The following is a 16,553-nucleotide window of genomic DNA, read 5'->3' as shown; positions in this document are numbered from 1 at the left end:
CGGGCCGAAGCGCCGATAATGAAGGCACCGGCGAACCATGCCGGCAAAGGAGATGATTTTCATGGCCAACTGGTCCGACCCCCGTTCCGGCGTTGCGGGTTATGGCAACGCCACCACCGCACGCGGCGAGGCGTTCGACGCCGGGCTGCGCCGCTACATGCTTTCCGTCTATAATTATATGGCGAGTGGCGTGCTGCTCACCGGCATCGTCGCGCTGCTGTTCGCGTCCAGCGGCCTCGCCTACCAGATCCTCGCTGGCCCGGGCATCCTCAAATATGTCATCATGTTCGCGCCGCTGGCGTTCGTGATGGTCCTGAGCTTCGGCATCAACCGGCTGTCGACCGCGACCGCGCAGGCGCTCTACTGGGCCTATGCCGCGGTGATGGGCCTGTCGCTCTCGTCGATCTTCCTGGTCTATACCGGCACGTCGATCGCGCAGACCTTCTTCGCGACCGCTGCCGCCTTTGCGGGCCTCAGCCTGTGGGGCTACACCACCAAGAAGGATCTGTCGGGCTTCGGCACCTTCCTGATCATGGGCGTCGTTGGCCTTCTGGTGGCCAGCCTCATCAACCTGTTCCTGCGCTCCAGCGCGATGGATCTGGTGATCAGCTTCCTGGGCGTGCTGCTCTTCGCGGGCCTCACCGCCTATGACACGCAGAAGATCAAGAGCATCTACGCGCATGTCGCGGGCACCGACATGATGGGCAAGTCGGTCGTGATGGGCGCGCTGAACCTCTATCTCGACTTCATCAACATGTTCCTGTTCCTGCTGCGCTTCATGGGCGGCAGCCGCGACTGATCGCGGTTCTCGGGCGAGATAGGCAAGGCCCGGCGGGATCGTCCCGCCGGGCCTTTTGCTATGCCGCGCGCATCGACGGCTCAGCGCGCGGCCGGCGATCGGAGGCCCTCGCGCCTACTCCGGCTTCTGCATCTGCGCGATCAGCCCGTTATCGATCTCCTTCTGCCGCTTGTAGGCGGGTCGGTCGCGCAGTCGCGCGACATAGGATTCGAAGCGGGGGCGGGAGGGGATGGATTTGAAGCTGAGGGCCCAGTCGATCTGCGATCCGACATAGACGTCCGCGGCGGTGAATTGCTCGCCGCAAATCCACTGGTCCCCCGCTACGGCCGTTTCCAGCGCGTCGATCGTGTCGTCGAAGCTGCCATAGCCCGCCATGCGCTCGCGTCCTTCCGGCACGATGAAGCCTAGCGCCTTGTTGGTGACTGCGGCCTCCACCGGACCGGCGGCGAAGAAGAGCCAGCGATAATAGGCATGGCGTTGGTCGGGCGGCGGCGCCAGGTTGGCGGCCGGAAAGGCATCGGCCAGATAGGCGCATATCGCCGCGCATTCGGTGACGACCTGGCCGCGATGAACGATGGCGGGAACCTTGCCCATCGGGTTGACGGCGCGATAATCGGCGGACTTCATGCCCGCCTCGCCATAGTCGAGGATCACGCTTTCATAGGCTTCGCCCACCTCCTCCAGCATCCAGCGGGCAATCTGCCCGCGCGACATGGGATTGGTGTAGAAGATGAGGTCGAGGGGCATGGTGGCGGCTCCTTCCGTCATGAGGGCTGCAGGATGACGCAATCCTGGGCGTAGCGCCACCCGCCTGCATCTCATCACGCCCGCCGGCGCGATGATGCGCCCCCTCGATCAGGCGGACATGGGCAGCAAGCCGCCCCCGCCGGGTGACGCGGGCACACAAAAAAAGCCCCGGATCGCTCCGGGGCTTTCTGCTTGGGAAGGGGTAGGGATCAGGCGCTGGCGAGCCGCGCCATCTTGTCGAGCCGGCCGCCGGCGATTCGCATCATCGCCTTCTGCAGCTTCTCGAACGCCCGCACCTCGATCTGGCGAACACGCTCACGGCTGACGCCATAGACCTGGGACAATTCTTCCAACGTCTTGGGCTCCTCGGCCAGGCGGCGCTCGGCCAGGATATGCTTTTCGCGATCGTTCAAATCGTCCATCGCCTCGACCAACATGTCGTGGCGCAGCACCTTTTCCTGCTCGTCGGCCACGCGCTCGTCCTGCAATGGATCGGTGTCGGCCAGCCAATCCTGCCACTGGCCTTCGCCATCCTCGCGCATCGGCACGTTGAGCGACGTGTCGCCGCCCATCGCCATGCGACGGTTCATCGAGATGACGTCGTCCTCGCTGACGCCCAGATCGGTCGCGATCTTGGTCACGTCCTCGGGGCGCAAGTCGCCATCCTCGAACGCCTCGATATTGTTCTTCATCCGGCGCAGGTTGAAGAACAGCTTCTTCTGCGCCGCCGTGGTGCCCATCTTGACCAGGCTCCACGACCGCAGGATGAATTCCTGGATCGAAGCGCGGATCCACCACATGGCGTAGGTCGCCAGGCGGAAGCCGCGATCGGCCTCGAACTTCTTCACGCCCTGCATTAGGCCGATATTGCCTTCGCTGATCAATTCGCTGACCGGCAGGCCATAGCCGCGATAGCCCATCGCGATCTTGGCCACCAGGCGCAGATGCGACGTCACCAGCTGCGCCGCCGCCTCAGGGTCCTGATGCTCCTGATAGCGCTTCGCCAGCATATATTCCTGCTCGGGCGTGAGCAGCGGAAACTTGCGGATCTCAGACAGATAGCGGTTGAGGCTGGCTTCACCGCCCAGCGCCGGAACCGCGGGGACATTGCTTTTGGCCATGTCGTCACCTTTCCCTTTCATGCGCGGCGGGACCCAGAAGAGGCGTCTCAGGCGCCGTCGCAAATATGTTGAAACCTATACGTGGAGCGCGCTTAACAGTTCCTGCATATCGATAGGCAGTGCGCTATGGAACGTGAGAGGTTTTTCCGTCACCGGATGTATGAACCCCAGCGTTTTTGCGTGCAATGCCTGACGTTTGAAACTCAGCGTTTCCAGTATTGATTTGAAACCTTTTCTCTCTCTACCGTAAACCTGGTCCCCGATCAAGGGGTGGCCAATATGCGCCATGTGGACGCGAACCTGATGTGTCCGGCCGGTTTCCAACCGGCATTCCATGAGCGCCGCGCCGCGCAGACGCTCCATCGTGCGATAATGGGTGACGGCATGTTTGCCGCGCCCTTCCCGATGAACCGCCATTTTCTTTCGATCGGCGTCGGACCGCGCGATCCAGCTGTCCACCGTGCCCGCTGCAGGCACCGGATGGCCATAGGCGATCGCCGCATATGCCCGATCAATGCTATGGTCCTTGAACTGCCGAGCCAGCCCTTCATGAGCCTTGTCAGTCTTTGCAACGACCAGCAGCCCGGATGTATCCTTGTCGATGCGATGAACGATGCCGGGCCGCGCCACGCCGCCAATGCCGGACAGTCGCCCGGCGCAATGGTGCAGCAGCGCATTGACCAGCGTGCCGTCCAGATTGCCGGCGGCCGGGTGGACGACCAGGCCCGCGGGTTTGTCGACGACGATCAGGTCCGCATCCTCATGCACGATCGTCAGCGGAATATCCTGCGCCACCGTGTCGTGCGGCGCGGGGGCGGGGAGGGTGATGGCGAATTGCTGGCCCTCGACGACCTTCATCGATCCTGTCAGCTTGCCGCCGGCCGAAGAGCGGACTTGCCCTTCGCCGATCAGCGCCTTCAGCCGCTCGCGCGACAGGTCGGGCAAAAGATCCGCGAGCGCCCGATCCAGCCGCAGCCCGTGCTGCGCCTCGCCGATCGTCGCTTCGATGATGGAATCCCCCGGGACCATGGACTAGAGACATAGGAATGAAGGTCGAAATAACAAGAGCCGTGCTGGAACAAATCAGGGCCTTGTGCGTGACCGACGGCAATGAAGTCTGCGGACTGCTGCTGGGCGCGGGGCGGCGGATCGACGCGATCCTGCCCGCCGCCAATGTCGCGTCCGAACCCGCGCGCCATTTCGAACTGGACCCTGCCACGCTCATCGCCGCCCACCGCGCTGCGCGCGCGGGCGGGCCGGCGGTGATCGGCCATTATCATTCCCATCCGTCCGGCGTCGCGGCGCCATCGCCGACCGACGCGGCGTGCGCGATGCCCGATGGCACGCTCTGGCTGATCGTGGCGGGCGACGACATGCGCGCGTGGATCACGGGCGCCGGTGAGGACGGGGCGGTGCGCTTCACCGAAGCGATGCTCGACGCAAGGTGAAGGAAAGGCGGCGAGCCGGGCTTGCATCGCGGCAACGGCCGGCGCATTAGCCGCATATCCCCCGTTTTGATTGGCGATCCGACATCCGCATGACCAACCCGACCGACAGCATTGAATTTGCCAGCCTTCTCTGCTCGCGCCTGTGCCACGACCTGCTGAGCCCGGTGGGCGCGCTCAACAACGGGCTGGAGCTGATGGCGGACGAGACCGACCCGGCGATGCGCGAGCGCTGCCTGGATTTGCTGGGCGACAGCGCGCGGACATCGGCCAACAAGCTCAAATTCTTCCGCCTCGCCTTCGGGTCGGCCGGCGGCTTTGGCGAAGCGGTGCCGCCGCACGAAGCGAAGGTCGCGATCGAGGGGATGTTCGCGGGATCCGGCCGGGTCAAGGTCGGCTGGATGGTCGATGAACAAATGCTGGGCAAGCTGGCGGCGAAGATCCTGCTGAACCTGGCGCTGATCGCCGGCGACGCGCTGGTGCGCGGCGGACAGCTCGACATCGGCGCGGAAAGCCGGCCGGGCGTCACTGAAATCGTGGTGCGGGCCGAAGGGCCCAAGCTGGTGCTCGATCCCGACCTGCGCGCCGCGCTGGCCGGCACGCTGCCGATCGAGGGCCTGGCCTCGCGCACGGCCGCGGCATGGATGGTGCGCCAGCTAGTGATGGAAGCGGGCGGCCAGATCGTCCTGTCCCCTGCAGGCGAGCCGACCTTGCTATTCGGGGCAGTGATCCCGGGTTAAGGCGCTGCCATTTCGGCGGCAATCCGCGCGACCAGTTCGGCCGCTGGCAGCGCTCGCGCGAGCGGCGCGCCCTGTCCGGCCCATTGCGCTCCATAGCCGCCGTCGCCATGCGCCTTCGCCGCCTGGTTCAGCGCCTTGCCGGCGTCATAGGCGATCGGATAGTCAGGCGGCGTTAGCTGGATGTCCTCGCCCCAGGCGATGAAGTCATTGCGCAGGCACCGGGCGGGTCGGCCGGAAATGACGCGCGTCATCGCGGTATGCGCCGCCGCCGGGCCGAACAGCGCGTCGCGATAGGCGGCGTCGGCGCTGCTTTCCGGGCAACCAATGAAGGCCGTGCCCATCTGCGCGGCGATCGCTCCCAGATCCAGCGCAGCCCGCACGCCGCGACCATCCATGATGCCGCCCGCCGCGATAACCGGCAGGCCCGATCGCGCCACCAGCAGCCGGGTAAGGGCGAAGATGCCCAGTTGGTCGTCGGGCGCATCGGGATCGAACATGCCGCGATGGCCGCCCGCTTCATAGCCCTGCGCAACCAGCAGATCGACTCCGGCTGCGCGCGCCGCCTGTGCTTCGGCAAGGCTCGTGACGCTGGCGAGAAGGATGCAGCCCGCAGCCTTCAGGGCGGCAATGCGCCTGTGGTCGGGCAGCCCGAAATGGAAGCTGACCACCGCGGGTCGCGTTTCCACCAGCAGGCGGAGCATCGCCTCATCCTCCGCAAAGCTGCGATAGATTTCGCGGAGCGTCGCGGGCGGGGCTGCGCCAAATCGGGCGAAGAGCGGTGCCATCGCCGCGCGCCATTGCGCCTCGACCTCTGCTCGGCGCCTCGCTGGCCGATGGACGAACAGGTTGACGTTGAATGGCCGGTCCGTGCGCTGGCGCACGGCGGCGATCATTTCCCGGGCCGCTTCCGCGTCGGCGGCGCCCAGCGCAATCGAGCCGAGCGCGCCGGCATTGCTGACGGCCGCCGCCATGGCGGGCGTGGATACGCCCGCCATCGGCGCCTGGATGATAGGAACGGACAGGCCAAGCGGAGCGAGCGCGGTCATGCCGCGGATGTGGCATCGAGTCGGGCACCGCGCAACCATGGCAAAAAGAAAGGCCCGACCGCTTGCGCGGCCGGGCCTCTGTTCACAACGCCTGGGAAAGGGGTCAGGCGCTGTAATACATGTCGAATTCGACCGGCGACGGGGCCATTTCCCAGCGATAGACTTCGGGCCACTTGAGCTCGATATAGGCCTCGATCTGGTCCTTGGTGAAGACGTCGCCCTTCAGCAGGAACTCGTAGTCGGCTTCCAGGCTGGTCAGCGCTTCGCGCAGCGAACCGCAGACGGTCGGCACCTGGCTCAGTTCCTCGGGCGGCAGGTCGTAGAGATTCTTGTCCATCGCGGCGCCCGGATGAATCTTGTTCTCGATGCCGTCCAGGCCCGCCATCAGCAGCGCGGCGTAGCAGAGATAGGGGTTGGCCATCGCGTCGGGGAAACGGAACTCCACGCGCTTCGCCTTGGCGCCCGCGCCATAGGGGATGCGGCAGGAGGCCGAGCGGTTGCGCGCCGAATAGGCGAGCAGCACCGGCGCTTCGAAGCCGGGCACCAGCCGCTTGTAGCTGTTGGTGGTCGGGTTGGTGAAAGCGTTGAGCGCCTTGGCGTGCTTGATGACGCCGCCGATGAAGTAAAGGCAGGTGTCAGACAGGCCGGCATAGCCGTCGCCGGCGAAGAGCGGCTTGCCGCCTTCCCAGATCGACATGTGGGTGTGCATGCCGCTGCCATTGTCCTGCGCGATCGGCTTGGGCATGAAGGTCGCGGTCTTGCCATAGGCCTGCGCGACCATCTGCACGACATACTTGTAGATCTGCATGCGGTCGGCGGTCTGCACCAGCGTGCCGAAGGTCAGGCCCAGTTCGTGCTGCGCAGCGGCGACTTCATGGTGATGCTTGTCGCAGGGCAAGCCCATTTCCAGCATGGTGGTGACCATTTCGGCGCGGATGTCGGTGCATGGATCGACCGGAGCGACGGGGAAATAGCCGCCCTTGGCGCGCGGACGGTGGCCCAGATTGCCGCCTTCATATTCCTTGCCGCTGTTGGTCGGCAGTTCAATGTCGTCGATCTTGTAGAAGGATTCGCTATAGTCCGAATTGAAGCGGACATCGTCGAACATGAAGAATTCGGCTTCCGGACCGACATAGACGGTATCGCCGAAGCCAGCCGACTTGACGAAGGCTTCCGCGCGCTTGGCGGTCGAGCGGGGGTCGCGGGCGTAGAGTTCGCCCGTGTCCGGCTCGACGATGTCGCAGAAGAGGATCAGCATCGGCGTGGCGCTGAACGGATCGACATAGGCGGCTTCGAGGTCGGGCTTCAGGATCATGTCCGACTCGTTGATCGCCTTCCAGCCCTCGATCGAGGAGCCGTCGAACATCAGGCCGTCGGTCAGTTCATCCTCGCCCAGCACCGAAGACACCATGGTCAGGTGCTGCCACTTGCCCTTCGGATCGGTGAAGCGAAGATCGACCCATTCGATCTCCTTGTCCTCGATCATCTTCAGGATGTCTTTCGGCGTGTTGGCCATATGAACTTGCCCTTCTTTCAGAAAACCCCCCCGAAGGGGTCGTTGATGCCTGGCCGGCCGGCGCCCGCGGGCCCGGCCGCATGATCAGATCGCGTCGCTGTCGCGCTCGCCGGTGCGGATGCGCACCGCGCCCTCGATGTTCGAAATGAAGATCTTGCCGTCGCCAATGCGGCCGGTCTGCGCGGCGGCGGAGATGGCTTCGACGACGCGGTCGGCGAGCGAATCGTCGACGACGACCTCCAGCTTCACCTTGGGCAGGAAATCCACCACATATTCCGCGCCGCGATAGAGTTCGGTATGGCCCTTCTGCCGGCCAAAGCCCTTCGCTTCCGTGACGGTGATGCCCGAAACGCCGACTTCGTGCAGCGCTTCCTTGACCTCGTCCAGCTTGAACGGCTTGATGATCGCCTCGATCTTCTTCATCGTAATCAGTCCCAACCCATGACGCTCGCCCGACATGCGGGCGTCGCCCTCATGCCTCTCCTCAAGCGACGATCCTCCTGCCCCCGCAGGGCTGATGTCCGTCCCTCTTGGCAATCAATTACCGTGCCAAATGGCGAATCGCTAGGACTGCTTTCGGCGATGCAGCAATCTTTGTCCATATTGCCCGGATTCCGGGCAATTTCCTGTCGCGCTGCCCAATAATTGGGCAGCGCGCGCATCAGCTATAAGGCGGACTGTCAAGGCCGGCCGGGCTCTTGGTGAAGATCTCGCAGCCCGTCTCGGTAATGCCGATGCTATGTTCGAACTGCGCCGACAGGCTGCGGTCGCGAGTGACCGCGGTCCAGCCATCGTCCAGCATCCGCACGTCCGGCTTGCCGATGTTGATCATCGGCTCGATAGTGAAGAACATGCCGGGGCGCAGCTCCGGACCGGTGCCGGGCCGGCCGATATGCACGACCTCCGGACTGTCGTGGAAGACGCGGCCGAGGCCATGGCCGCAGAAATCGCGGACCACGCCATAGCGATGCTTTTCGGCATGGCGCTGAATGGCGTGGCCGATGTCGCCCAGATGATTGCCCGGCTTCGCCTGCTCGATGCCCAGCATCAGGCATTCATAGGTGATGTCGACCAGCCGCCGCGCCTTGATCGACGCGTCGCCCGCAATATACATGCGGCTGGTATCGCCGTGCCAGCCATCCACCTGCGGCGTCACGTCGATATTGAGGATGTCGCCATCCTTGATCTTCGTGTCGCCGGGAATGCCGTGGCAGATCACATTGTTCAGGCTGATGCAGCAGCTATGGGTATAGCCCCGATAGCCAAGCGTCGCGGGCACGCCGCCGCCCTCCAGCGTCATGCGGCGGACGATGTCGTCCAGTTCGCCCGTAGTCACGCCGGGCACGACATGGGGGACCAGCGCATCGAGTATCTCGGCCGCGAGCCGTCCCGCCTTGCGCATGCCGGCAAAGCCCGATTCATCATGCAGCTTGATCGCGGTCGATCGGGAAATCGGCGCATCGGCCGTCATCGTCATATATTCGGTCATGGGCTGGTTATAGGCGCTTGGACCGCATAATGCGAGGGGGCGGCTAGGCAGGCTGCGCGGCGGCGGCTATGACCGCGGCATGCCTGATCCCACTCGCACCTGGACCGCCGCGCTGATCGTGATCGGCGACGAAATTCTCTCGGGCCGGACGCAGGACAGGAATGTCGCGCAGATCGCGACCTGGCTGAATGTGCAGGGTATCCGGTTGCGCGAGGTGCGCGTGGTGGCGGACGATCAGGACGCCATCGTCGAGGCGGTGAACGCCCTGCGTGCGCGCAACGACTATCTGTTCACCACCGGCGGCATCGGCCCCACCCATGACGACATCACCGTCGACGCGATTGCGGCGGCGCTGGGCGTGCCGGTGGAGATCCACGAAAGCGCGCGGGCCGTGCTCGCTGCCTATTACGAGTCGCGCGGCGGCCTGACGGAGGCGCGGCTGCGCATGGCGCGGGTGCCCGCCGGCGCGAGCCTGATCGAAAACCGCATGTCGGGCGCGCCGGGCATCCGCCACGGCAATATCTTCATCATGGCGGGCGTCCCGTCGATTACGGCGGGAATGCTGGAAAGCCTCACCGGCGCTCTGGAAGGGGGCAGGCCGCTCCTGTCCGCCACGATCGGCTGCTGGGTCGCCGAAAGCGAAGTCGCCGACCTGCTGGGCGCGACCGAGCGCGCGCATGAAGGCTGCCAGATCGGCAGCTATCCCTTCTTCCGCGAAGGCCGCACCGGCGCCAATTTCGTCGTGCGCTCGACCGATCAGGATCGGCTTGACGCCTGCATGGCATCGCTGACGGCGGCTTTGGAGCAGGGCGGCTGGCCGGTTCATCCCGGCGGCATCTGAAGCCGCTCAGCGCGGGCGGGGATTGCCGAGCGCGGACAGGACTCCGCGCAGCGTCCGCACCTCCAGATGGTTCCAGCCCGGCTTGGTCAGCAGGTTGCGCAGCGTCCGCTTGGTCGCGGGCGCGCGATCGGGCGGAAAGAAATAGCCCGCCCCCTCCAGCAGCGTTTCCAGCTGGCCGATCATCCCTTCCAGTTCGTCCTGCGGCGCGGGTTCGCCCAGGTCGGTGACGGTCGGCTGTTCCAGCGCCGCCTGTTTCGACCATTCATAGGCGCACAGGATCACCGCCTGCGCCAGGTTGAGCGATCCGAATTCCGGGTTGATCGGCACGGTCAGGATCTTGCGGGCGAGCGCCACATCGTCCGTCTCCAGCCCCGACCTTTCGGGTCCGAAAACGAATGCGCTGCGACCCGAAGCGCCATGCACCTCGCGCGCGGCCTCTTCGGGCGTCACGACCGGCTTGGTGACGCCGCGCTTGCGCACGGTGGTCGCATAGACATGGGCGCAGTCCGCAACGGCATCGGCCAGCGTCTCGAAAACCTGCGCGTCGTCCAGCACGACATCGGCCCCCGCGGCTGCCGGGCCTGCGTCCGGATTGGGCCAGCCGTCGCGCGGGCTCACCAGCCGCATCTCGGTCAATCCGAAATTCAACATGGCCCGCGCTGCCTTCCCGATATTCTCGCCCAGTTGCGGGCGGACCAGGACGATGACGGGGGGGAGGGTAATTGAGGTGTTCATAGGCATTATCTCTGGAGCACCTCCCATGTCCGTTCGCTCTGAGCGAAGTCGAAGGGCTTCACTGAGCGAAGACGAAGTGCGCGAACTCGGTCCTGGCTTTCGACTTCGCTCCGGCCGAACGGGGTGGATGTGCCTAGAACGCCCCTCATTCCCGCCCGACTTCCTTCACTGTGCCGGCGAATTCCTCGAAGTCGCGGGCGTCGGTGAAGTCCTTGTAGACGCTGGCGAAGCGTATATAGGCGACGCTGTCCAGGCGCTTGAGCCCCTCCATCACCATTTCCCCGATCGCACGGGCGGGCACTTCGCCGTCGCCGCTGGTTTCGAGCTGGCGCTGGATGCCGGAAATCAGTTTTTCCAGCCGGCTGGGGTCGATCGGCCGCTTGCGGCAGGCGATGCCGACCGATCGCGCCAGCTTGTCCCGGTCGAACGCTTCCTTGCGCCCCTCGCTCTTCACCACCCAGATGTCGCGCAGCTGGATGCGTTCGAAGGTGGTGAATCGCGCCCCGCAGGCTTCGCACTGGCGGCGGCGGCGGATGGCGGCGCCATCCTCCGTCGGCCGGCTGTCCTTCACCTGGCTGTCCTCATGGGTGCAGAAAGGGCAGCGCAAGCGGGCTTATCCTTCGTAGATGGGGAAGCGGGCGCACAGCGCCCCCACGCGGTCACGGACATTGGCTTCGATGGCTGCGTCGCCGGCTTCACCCTTGTCGCGCAGCCCTTCCAGCACATCGGCGATCATGTCGCCGATCGCCTCGAACTCGGCCACGCCAAAGCCGCGCGTCGTGCCGGCCGGCGAACCCACGCGGATGCCGCTGGTCTTGGTCGGCGGCAGCGGGTCGCCGGGCACGCCATTCTTGTTGCAGGTGATGAAGCTGCGCTCCAGCGCCTCGTCGGCATCCTTGCCCGAAATGCCATAGGGGCGCAGGTCGATCAGCGCCAGATGCGTGTCGGTGCCGCCGGAAATGACGGCCAGGCCGCGCTGCTCCAGCCGGCCCGCCAGCGCCTTGGCATTGGCGACGATCGCGGCGGCATAGGTCTTGAACTCGGGCTGCAGCGCTTCGCCGAAGGCGACCGCCTTGGCGGCGATGACATGCATCAGCGGCCCGCCCTGCAGGCCGGGGAAAATCGCCGAATTGATCTTCTTCGCCAGCGCCTCGTCATCGGTCATGATCATGCCGCCGCGCGGCCCGCGCAGCGTCTTGTGCGTGGTGGTGGTCACGACATGGGCGTGGCCGAAGGGGGAGGGGTGCGCGCCGCCCGCGACCAGACCCGCGAAATGCGCCATGTCGACCATGAACAAAGCGCCGACCTTGTCCGCGATCGCGCGGAAGCGGGCGAAGTCGATCTGGCGCGGATAGGCGCTGCCGCCGGCGATGATCAGCTTGGGCTGGCATTCGATCGCCTGCCGCTCGACATCGTCATAGTCGATGAGGTGCGTATCCTCGCGCACGCCATATTGCACGGCGTTGAACCACTTGCCCGACATGCTGGGCTTGGAGCCATGGGTCAGGTGACCGCCGGCGTCGAGGCTGAGCCCCATGATCGTCTCGCCGGGCTTGACCAGCGCCAGCATCACGCCGCCATTGGCCTGCGCGCCCGAATGGGGCTGGACGTTGACGAAGTTGCAGCCGAATAGCTGCTTCGCGCGGTCGATGGCGAGTTGCTCCACCACGTCGGACGGGGCGCAGCCCTGATAATAGCGCTTGCCCGGATAGCCTTCGGCATATTTGTTTGTGAAGACCGAGCCCTGCGCCTCCAGCACGGCTTTGGACACGATATTTTCCGACGCGATCAGCTCGATCTGGTTCTGCTCGCGCTTCAGTTCCTGCTGCACGCCCCCGAACACGGCCGGATCGGCGTCGGCAAGGCTGCGCGTGAAATAGCCGTCCGAACGGATGTCCGACAGGGCAGGCGGGTTCAAGGTGTCGGTGCTCATCTTCGGGATCCTTTCAGAGCGCGGGCTGGGACAGTTTGTCGACGCGGCCGGCATGGCGGCCACCGCCGAAGTCAGTGGTGAGGAAAGCGGTGACGCAGGCCTTGGCCATGTCCACCCCGGTCAGGCGCGCGCCCAGGGCCAGGACATTGGCGTCATTATGCTCGCGCGACAGGGCTGCCGACAGCGGCTCGCCGACCAGTGCGCAGCGGCAGGCCGGATTGCGGTTGACCGCGATCGAGATGCCGATGCCCGAACCGCACAGCGCGATGCCGCGTTCGGCGGCGCCCGATGCGACCGCTGTCGCGAGCTTGTAACCATAATCGGGATAATCGACCCGGTCGGCGTTCGCCGGCCCCAGATCCTCGACCTCATGGCCTTCCCCGCGCAGCCACTGCGCAAGCTCCGCCTTCAATTCGACGGCGGCATGATCGGAAGCGATGGCGATCTTCATGGGTGAAACGTCCCTTCACCGACAGGTGATTCGTGTCTGCGCGCCTCATAGGAGGAGAGGGCGGCAATTGCCACAGTCCAGCTTGCCGCCTATGGCATGGCCATGGCCGGCACCCTTCTTTCCATCCTGATGCTCGCCGGCGTGCTGCTGACGGGCGGCGGTGTCTACGCGATCCTGCGCACCCGCGATCGCAAGCGCGGCGCGCTGATGATTGTCGCCGGGCTCGTCATGTTCGCCAATGTGGCGATCACGGCGATGCCGGGACCGGACGCGCCAGTGTCGGGGCAGCGCTGACTCGCAGCGCCAGCGACGCCAGCAGGTCCGTCTGCGTGACGAGACCCAGCAAATGTTGCGCATCATCCACGACGATGGCGGCGCGATGGGCGCCGCTGCTCAGCGGTCCGATCAACCGAGATACCGGCGTGTCGGCGTGAACCAGCAGCGGCCGGCGTGCCATGTCGCCAGCGCACCCGCCGTCCCGTGTCAGGTCAATCGCGTCGATAATTCCTTGTACCCGGCAGTCGCGATCCAGCACCGGCACTGACAGCAGTTCCCGCGCCCGCATCAGCGCGCGCACTTCGGCGACGGAATGCTGCGCCCCGACATGCAGGACATCCTGCGACATGATGTCGGCGCAGCTGGCCGCCCCATGCAGCCGCTCTGCGGCCCGTAGCTCTGCATCCACGATCAGCTGACGCAGGTCGGCCTCGTCCACGTCCAGCATGTCGCCAAAGCCTCGCAGCGCATCGGCCACGTCCTGTTCCGATGGCCCGGCGCGCAACAGGGGCGGGGGATCATCCGTTCCATGACGCTGCGATGTGGCAGGGGCCACATGGGGATAGCTGTGGCCCGCAAGGCGATGAAAGAGCATCGCCACGATCAGGAGCAGCAGCGTGTTGATGCCGACCGGGACCAGGGCGAACATATAGCTGGCCGCAACGCTCTTGACGCCCAGCGCCGCCGAGAGCGCCACGGCGCCGCCCGGCGGATGCAGGCAGCGCAGCAGCGACATCACCGCAATCGCTGCGCCGACGGCCAGCGCCGCCGCAAGCGTGGGATCAGCGATCGCCTTCGCCACGGCGATGCCGATGACGGCCGAAATCACATTGCCGCCCAGCACTGGCCAGGGCTGCGCCAGCGGGCTCGCGGGCACGGCGAACAGAAGGACGGCCGAAGCGCCCATCGGCGCCACCAGCAGAGGATGGGCCAGGCCATTGCCCCACATCAGGCCGCACAGAAGGCCCGTGATGGCGATGCCACCGATCGCGCCGCTCGCCGCCTTTAGTCGATCGAACAGGCCGGGGCCTGCGGGACCGGCCGGCACGAAGGCGCTGTAATAGCGGCTCCAAACCAGCCGGCCATGTTTCTGCGGATCGTCGGCCATGGCGCTTCGCTAGAGATGTGCGGTGGTTCGGCCAAGCGGTAAAATGCTTGCGCCCTGCAAGCCCCGCTATCGCCCCGTCATCGCCCGCGCATTGGCGAGGAAGGTGCGGCCGATGCGGATTTCGCCACCATCGCCAAGCGCGGCGAACCAGACGCCGCTGCCGTCGTGGCGCAAACGCGCGATATGATCGCGGCGTACGATGTGCGATCGGTGCAGGCGGACGAACTGCTGCGGGTCGAGCCGCTCCTCCAGCGAGCTGATCGTCTGGTGCAGCAAATAGCTGTGCTGCCCGACATGCAGCCGCATATAGTCGCGCTCCGCTTCGATCCGGTCGATCTGGTCGGCGGCGATGCGGATCAGTTCCGACCGGTGTGGCACCCAGAATTCCTCGGCCCATTCGGGCGATGGCGCCTCGGGCTTGGCCGCGCTGTCGGGCAGGCGATTGCGCAGCGCCGCTTCCACCCGGTCGATGGCGCGGGCCAGGCGATCATGCGCGACGGGCTTCAGCATATAGTCGACCGCCGCCAGGTCGAACGCCTCGACCGCGAAACCCTCAAACGCGGTCACGAAGATCACGGCGGGGCGCATGCCCAGGCGCCCCACCGCGCGGGCGACGCCGATGCCGTCGAGCAGCGGCATGGCGATGTCGAGCATCACGAGATCGGGCTTCAGCCCCTCAATCAGGCGCAGAGCCGCTTCGCCATCGCTGGCGGTGCCGACCAGCGCGATCCGCGGCTCCCGCGCGCACAGCATCTGCAGCCGCTCGATCGCGAGCGGCTCGTCATCGACGATCATCGTGCGGATTGACATGGCGGTATCAACAGCCCCGGCGGATGATGGGAAGGGTCAGCAGCACAGCGAAGCCGCCCGCATCGCGCGGACCATAGACGATCCGCCCGCGATCGCCAAAGCGCGCCGTCAGCCGATCGCGGACTTTGGCAAGGCCGATGCCGCTGCCGCCGTCGCCCTGGCCCGGCGGGTTGGGTCCATCATCGGTCACGTTGATATGCATCAGGTCGCCATCCTCGCGCGCGGTGATGCGAATCTCCACCGGCTGCGATGTCCGCGACACGCCATATTTGATCGCATTTTCGACCACCGGCTGCAGGATGAGCCCCGGCACGCAGGCGTTGAGCAGGGCGGGCGGAATGTCGATCACCGTCTTCAACCGGTCGGGAAAGCGTACCGCTTCGATGTCGAGATAGAGTTTCTGGAGATGCACCTCTTCTGCCAGCGGCACATCCTCAAGCGGGTCGCCCGTCAGGCTGGTGCGGTAGAAATTGCTGAGCGACATGATCATCTGCTCCGCCTCGTCCCGCCGGTCCTTCATCACCAGCGAGGAAAGCGAATTGAGCGTGTTGAACAGGAAATGCGGGTTCACCTGATAGCGCAGCGATCGCAATTCCGCCTGCTGCGCCGCCTGTTCCAGCCGCGCCGCGCGGCGCTCGACCCGGCGCGCTTCGCTGGCATAGGAAAGGGCGAGATACAGCCCCGCCCAGGCGGACAGGAAGAAGAAGCGGCTTATCGCATCCTCGACGATGCTGATCAGCGCATAATGCTCCTCCGCCGCCTTCTTCTGCATTTCGGCATCGGCGAACATCGTGGGATCATAGACGTTGAACATATAATAGTTGGTCGCCGCCATCGCGAGCGCGAAGGGCGCGGCGAGCGAGAAGGCCGCCACCACGCGTAGCGCCAGCGGTCGCTGGTCGAAACGTCGCAACACCAGATAGAGTATCCAGGTGATGATGATCCCGATCACCGCCACCACCATGCGGCGCGCGGCCATCTCCACCTGGGAATCGAACCCCACGACGGCGGCGCGCAAGCTGACCAGCACGGTATAGAAAAGCCAGAAACCCAATATGGAATAGAGCGCGATTGCGGGCGAAACGCCGCGATCGCCATCGTCGGGGAACAGTGTCATGCAACGGGTCTACGCCGATCCGGCGCGCTTGTCGCCCTGTGCCCCTTGTAGCTGGTCGAAGGGCAATGCTTGTTGGTCGAACGATCAACAGCGGAACCGCGCTCGGGACCGCATCGTTTATCGCCTTGAAGACGCGCCGCGCAGGCGCGTGGAAGGAGAGTGACATGAGCGACAAGTGCGACATTCGCCCCAACAGCCGCGAGGAAGCCGGAGACGAACGCGAAACCGATCATCAGGATCATGTGGTCAGCACCGACGAGAAGCTGGAGGAGGGCCTCAAGGACTCGATGGACGCTTCCGATCCGCCATCGACCGCGCGCTCCGGCGACAATGGCGATCCGGTACCTTCGTCGGGCTATCGCGAAGAGGATTGACGGGG

Annotated in this window: 19 protein-coding genes and 1 pseudogene; 6 read left to right on the top strand and 14 right to left on the bottom strand. The window is 65.4% G+C overall.

Annotated elements, in window-relative coordinates; all coding sequences use genetic code 11:
* Positions 1-61 precede the first annotated feature (61 nt).
* Complete coding sequence (locus ACGGKE_RS05770) at positions 62-799, top strand: Bax inhibitor-1 family protein (RefSeq protein WP_394440851.1); 738 nt, start codon at positions 62-64, stop codon at positions 797-799.
* A gap of 114 nt (positions 800-913) precedes the next feature.
* Here ACGGKE_RS05770 and ACGGKE_RS05765 read toward each other — a convergent pair whose 3' ends face one another.
* From ACGGKE_RS05765 to ACGGKE_RS05755, 3 genes are all read right to left on the bottom strand, one after another.
* Positions 914-1,546 (bottom strand): glutathione S-transferase family protein, encoded by a 633-nt coding sequence (locus ACGGKE_RS05765; protein WP_394440849.1) that lies wholly within the window; start codon positions 1,544-1,546, stop codon positions 914-916.
* A 209-nt stretch (positions 1,547-1,755) separates the two neighbouring features.
* Positions 1,756-2,667, bottom strand: a complete 912-nt coding sequence (gene rpoH, locus ACGGKE_RS05760; protein ID WP_228166992.1) for an RNA polymerase sigma factor RpoH — start codon at positions 2,665-2,667, stop codon at positions 1,756-1,758.
* Between the two features lie 75 nt (positions 2,668-2,742).
* Entirely contained in the window at positions 2,743-3,696 is a 954-nt protein-coding gene (locus ACGGKE_RS05755; protein WP_394440847.1) for an RluA family pseudouridine synthase, read from the bottom strand.
* Positions 3,697-3,713: 17 nt separating this feature from the next.
* On the opposite strand from ACGGKE_RS05755, the gene ACGGKE_RS05750 reads away from it, so the two are divergent.
* Complete coding sequence (locus tag ACGGKE_RS05750) at positions 3,714-4,115, top strand: M67 family metallopeptidase (RefSeq protein ID WP_394440845.1); 402 nt, start codon at positions 3,714-3,716, stop codon at positions 4,113-4,115.
* Between the two features lie 89 nt (positions 4,116-4,204).
* The gene (locus ACGGKE_RS05745) at positions 4,205-4,852 is read left to right on the top strand and encodes a histidine phosphotransferase family protein (RefSeq protein WP_228166989.1); all 648 of its coding nucleotides are present in this window, start codon (positions 4,205-4,207) and stop codon (positions 4,850-4,852) included.
* Here the strand turns inward: ACGGKE_RS05745 and ACGGKE_RS05740 are convergent.
* The 4 genes from ACGGKE_RS05740 to map form a co-directional block, all read right to left on the bottom strand.
* On the bottom strand, positions 4,849-5,898 hold the full coding sequence (locus ACGGKE_RS05740; RefSeq protein WP_394440842.1) for an NAD(P)H-dependent flavin oxidoreductase: 1,050 nt from the start codon (positions 5,896-5,898) through the stop codon (positions 4,849-4,851). The two genes, ACGGKE_RS05745 and ACGGKE_RS05740, sit on opposite strands and share 4 nt — an antisense overlap.
* Positions 5,899-6,001: 103 nt before the next feature.
* Positions 6,002-7,414, bottom strand: a complete 1,413-nt coding sequence (glnA, locus tag ACGGKE_RS05735; RefSeq protein ID WP_394440840.1) for a type I glutamate--ammonia ligase — start codon at positions 7,412-7,414, stop codon at positions 6,002-6,004.
* Positions 7,415-7,498: 84 nt separating this feature from the next.
* The gene (locus ACGGKE_RS05730; RefSeq protein ID WP_066697646.1) at positions 7,499-7,837 is read right to left on the bottom strand and encodes a P-II family nitrogen regulator; all 339 of its coding nucleotides are present in this window, start codon (positions 7,835-7,837) and stop codon (positions 7,499-7,501) included.
* 238 nt (positions 7,838-8,075) lie between these two features.
* Positions 8,076-8,903, bottom strand: a complete 828-nt coding sequence (gene map / locus ACGGKE_RS05725; protein WP_317515847.1) for a type I methionyl aminopeptidase — start codon at positions 8,901-8,903, stop codon at positions 8,076-8,078.
* A 79-nt stretch (positions 8,904-8,982) separates the two neighbouring features.
* Here map and ACGGKE_RS05720 point away from each other — a divergent pair, with 79 nt between their 5' ends.
* A complete protein-coding gene (locus ACGGKE_RS05720; protein WP_394440837.1) occupies positions 8,983-9,744 on the top strand; it encodes a competence/damage-inducible protein A in 762 nt (253 codons plus the stop codon).
* Between the two features lie 6 nt (positions 9,745-9,750).
* On the opposite strand, the pseudogene ACGGKE_RS05715 reads toward ACGGKE_RS05720, so the two are convergent.
* From ACGGKE_RS05715 to rpiB, 4 genes and pseudogenes are all read right to left on the bottom strand, one after another.
* Positions 9,751-10,461 (bottom strand): annotated as a pseudogene (locus tag ACGGKE_RS05715) (RNA methyltransferase); the annotation flags it as partial.
* A 163-nt stretch (positions 10,462-10,624) separates the two neighbouring features.
* Positions 10,625-11,086 (bottom strand): transcriptional regulator NrdR, encoded by a 462-nt coding sequence (gene nrdR / locus ACGGKE_RS05710; RefSeq protein WP_228166983.1) that lies wholly within the window; start codon positions 11,084-11,086, stop codon positions 10,625-10,627.
* 6 nt (positions 11,087-11,092) lie between these two features.
* Entirely contained in the window at positions 11,093-12,412 is a 1,320-nt protein-coding gene (glyA, locus tag ACGGKE_RS05705) for a serine hydroxymethyltransferase (protein ID WP_394440834.1), read from the bottom strand.
* A 13-nt stretch (positions 12,413-12,425) separates the two neighbouring features.
* Positions 12,426-12,863 carry a ribose 5-phosphate isomerase B gene (gene rpiB, locus ACGGKE_RS05700; RefSeq protein ID WP_394440832.1) on the bottom strand — a complete coding sequence of 146 codons (438 nt, stop codon included), beginning with the start codon at positions 12,861-12,863 and terminating at the stop codon, positions 12,426-12,428.
* A 102-nt stretch (positions 12,864-12,965) separates the two neighbouring features.
* On the opposite strand from rpiB, the gene ACGGKE_RS05695 reads away from it, so the two are divergent.
* Positions 12,966-13,157 carry a hypothetical protein gene (locus ACGGKE_RS05695; protein WP_394440830.1) on the top strand — a complete coding sequence of 64 codons (192 nt, stop codon included), beginning with the start codon at positions 12,966-12,968 and terminating at the stop codon, positions 13,155-13,157.
* Here ACGGKE_RS05695 and ACGGKE_RS05690 read toward each other — a convergent pair.
* From ACGGKE_RS05690 to ACGGKE_RS05680, 3 genes are all read right to left on the bottom strand, one after another.
* Entirely contained in the window at positions 13,111-14,247 is a 1,137-nt protein-coding gene (locus ACGGKE_RS05690; RefSeq protein WP_394440828.1) for an HPP family protein, read from the bottom strand. The two genes, ACGGKE_RS05695 and ACGGKE_RS05690, sit on opposite strands and share 47 nt — an antisense overlap.
* 66 nt (positions 14,248-14,313) lie before the next feature.
* Positions 14,314-15,057: a LytR/AlgR family response regulator transcription factor gene (locus ACGGKE_RS05685; protein WP_394440826.1), complete on the bottom strand. Its 744-nt coding sequence runs from the start codon at positions 15,055-15,057 to the stop codon at positions 14,314-14,316.
* Positions 15,058-15,064: 7 nt separating this feature from the next.
* A complete protein-coding gene (locus tag ACGGKE_RS05680) occupies positions 15,065-16,174 on the bottom strand; it encodes a sensor histidine kinase (protein WP_394440823.1) in 1,110 nt (369 codons plus the stop codon).
* A 164-nt stretch (positions 16,175-16,338) separates the two neighbouring features.
* Here ACGGKE_RS05680 and ACGGKE_RS05675 point away from each other — a divergent pair, with 164 nt between their 5' ends.
* Positions 16,339-16,548 carry a hypothetical protein gene (locus ACGGKE_RS05675; protein WP_317515837.1) on the top strand — a complete coding sequence of 70 codons (210 nt, stop codon included), beginning with the start codon at positions 16,339-16,341 and terminating at the stop codon, positions 16,546-16,548.
* Positions 16,549-16,553: the final 5 nt, after the last annotated feature.

Origin of the sequence: Sphingobium naphthae (genome assembly GCF_043589935.1) — a bacterium.
Classification (GTDB): Bacteria; Pseudomonadota; Alphaproteobacteria; order Sphingomonadales; family Sphingomonadaceae; genus Sphingobium; species Sphingobium naphthae_A.
The sequence above is the reverse complement of the archived record's forward strand: the minus strand, read 5'-3'. Positions and strand labels throughout refer to the sequence as shown.

Bases quoted from the DNA above. Each gene is read 5' to 3' on its own strand.
- ACGGKE_RS05690 (WP_394440828.1), bottom strand. From the start codon at position 14,247: ATGGCCGACGATCCGCAGAAACATGGCCGGCTGGTTTGGAGCCGCTAT.
- ACGGKE_RS05750 (WP_394440845.1), top strand. From the start codon at position 3,714: ATGAAGGTCGAAATAACAAGAGCCGTGCTGGAACAAATCAGGGCCTTG.
- rpoH (WP_228166992.1), bottom strand. From the start codon at position 2,667: ATGGCCAAAAGCAATGTCCCCGCGGTTCCGGCGCTGGGCGGTGAAGCC.
- ACGGKE_RS05685 (WP_394440826.1), bottom strand. From the start codon at position 15,057: ATGTCAATCCGCACGATGATCGTCGATGACGAGCCGCTCGCGATCGAG.
- ACGGKE_RS05755 (WP_394440847.1), bottom strand. From the start codon at position 3,696: ATGGTCCCGGGGGATTCCATCATCGAAGCGACGATCGGCGAGGCGCAG.
- glyA (WP_394440834.1), bottom strand. From the start codon at position 12,412: ATGAGCACCGACACCTTGAACCCGCCTGCCCTGTCGGACATCCGTTCG.
- ACGGKE_RS05745 (WP_228166989.1), top strand. From the start codon at position 4,205: ATGACCAACCCGACCGACAGCATTGAATTTGCCAGCCTTCTCTGCTCG.
- ACGGKE_RS05730 (WP_066697646.1), bottom strand. From the start codon at position 7,837: ATGAAGAAGATCGAGGCGATCATCAAGCCGTTCAAGCTGGACGAGGTC.
- ACGGKE_RS05740 (WP_394440842.1), bottom strand. From the start codon at position 5,898: ATGACCGCGCTCGCTCCGCTTGGCCTGTCCGTTCCTATCATCCAGGCG.
- map (WP_317515847.1), bottom strand. From the start codon at position 8,903: ATGACCGAATATATGACGATGACGGCCGATGCGCCGATTTCCCGATCG.
- rpiB (WP_394440832.1), bottom strand. From the start codon at position 12,863: ATGAAGATCGCCATCGCTTCCGATCATGCCGCCGTCGAATTGAAGGCG.
- ACGGKE_RS05695 (WP_394440830.1), top strand. From the start codon at position 12,966: ATGGCCGGCACCCTTCTTTCCATCCTGATGCTCGCCGGCGTGCTGCTG.
- glnA (WP_394440840.1), bottom strand. From the start codon at position 7,414: ATGGCCAACACGCCGAAAGACATCCTGAAGATGATCGAGGACAAGGAG.
- ACGGKE_RS05765 (WP_394440849.1), bottom strand. From the start codon at position 1,546: ATGCCCCTCGACCTCATCTTCTACACCAATCCCATGTCGCGCGGGCAG.
- ACGGKE_RS05680 (WP_394440823.1), bottom strand. From the start codon at position 16,174: ATGACACTGTTCCCCGACGATGGCGATCGCGGCGTTTCGCCCGCAATC.
- ACGGKE_RS05770 (WP_394440851.1), top strand. From the start codon at position 62: ATGGCCAACTGGTCCGACCCCCGTTCCGGCGTTGCGGGTTATGGCAAC.
- ACGGKE_RS05675 (WP_317515837.1), top strand. From the start codon at position 16,339: ATGAGCGACAAGTGCGACATTCGCCCCAACAGCCGCGAGGAAGCCGGA.
- ACGGKE_RS05720 (WP_394440837.1), top strand. From the start codon at position 8,983: ATGCCTGATCCCACTCGCACCTGGACCGCCGCGCTGATCGTGATCGGC.